This is a genomic window from Acinetobacter sp. NIPH1876 (genome assembly GCF_022808535.1).
Lineage (GTDB): Bacteria > Pseudomonadota > Gammaproteobacteria > Pseudomonadales > Moraxellaceae > Acinetobacter > Acinetobacter higginsii.
The window spans coordinates 1-739 of the sequence record NZ_JALGBR010000049.1 but is presented as its reverse complement, the minus strand read 5'-3'; the positions used below and the strand labels follow the sequence as shown (position 1 = coordinate 739).

The following is a 739-nucleotide window of genomic DNA, read 5'->3' as shown; positions in this document are numbered from 1 at the left end:
AGGGGCTTAGGAAGTTAAGCATATTAAAAAGTATGGTAACTTCCTTATATGAAAGCAAAAAATAGATACTATTCCCGTTCAAGAATCACAGAAGCAAAATTCAGGCAGATCATTCGCTTTTTTGCCATGGATTTTACTGCTTCAGATACCGCTAAACTCACCAATATTTCTGTACGTTCTATCAATACAATTTATATCAAATTGCGTAAAAAGATTGCTATCCAATGTGAAGAAATATCTCCCTTCAATGGTATCGTTGAATTGGATGAATCTTACTTTGGTGCTCGTCGTGTTCGTGGTAAACGAGGTCGTGGGGCGTCAGGAAAGACCATTGTATTTGGTTTGCTTAAACGAGATGGAAATGTATACACAGAAATTGTACCAGATTGCTCCAAAGCTACGCTACAAGGCATTATCCGTGGGCATATAGAACTTGATTCAGTCATTAATACAGATGGATGGCGGGGATATGATGGTTTAGTAGATATTGGCTTTGATAAGCACTTAAGAGTAAATCATGGTGACAATGAATTTGCCTGTGGAGAGCGTCATATCAACGGTATAGAATCATTCTGGGGCTATGCTAAGAAAAGGCTTATTAAGTTTAATGGGATTGACAAAAAGATGTTTTATCTACATCTTAAAGAAACGGAGTATCGCTTCAATCATCGGCATAGTAATTTATACCTCGATTTGCTGAAACTACTCCGCAATGATCCTCTTTAACTTCCTAAGCCCC

At 37.8% G+C, this 739-nt stretch carries 1 protein-coding gene; it reads left to right on the top strand.

Annotated elements, in window-relative coordinates; all coding sequences use genetic code 11:
• Window positions 1-48: 48 nt before the first annotated feature.
• Window positions 49-726, top strand: a complete 678-nt coding sequence (locus tag MN869_RS20340) for an IS1595 family transposase (protein WP_005202474.1) — start codon at window positions 49-51, stop codon at window positions 724-726.
• Window positions 727-739 lie beyond the last annotated feature (13 nt).